The organism is Mesorhizobium sp. M7A.F.Ca.MR.176.00.0.0 (assembly GCF_004023165.1).
Classification (GTDB): domain Bacteria; phylum Pseudomonadota; class Alphaproteobacteria; order Rhizobiales; family Rhizobiaceae; genus Mesorhizobium.
Genome location: NZ_RZTC01000331.1, coordinates 1 through 290, shown reverse-complemented (window position 1 = coordinate 290; position 290 = coordinate 1). Strand labels below are relative to the sequence as shown.

Here is a 290-nt window from a genome sequence, read left to right as displayed (position 1 = left end):
CCGGCGATCTCATCACGCTCGGCCTGCTCGATCTCGACGGCGTGCGCATGTTCTTCTCCACCGGCATCCTGCGCGTCGTGCTGCTCGGCGTGCTGATCGGCGTCGGCGCTTATCTGCTGATCAGCACCGATCTCGTGCTCGGGCTGCTCAGCCTGAGTTTTGTGCCGTTCGTCGCCTGGCGGTCCTCGGTCACGCAGCTGGCGCTGCGCAGCACCTGGCTGACGTTGCAAGAGCGGCTGTCGGTGCTGAGCCGGGTGATGGATGAGAACCTCGGTGGCATCCGTGTCGTG

General features: G+C 65.5%; 1 pseudogene. It reads left to right on the top strand.

Annotated features, from left to right (window positions below):
- Positions 1–290: pseudogene (locus EOB59_RS35115) on the top strand (ABC transporter ATP-binding protein); the annotation flags it as partial.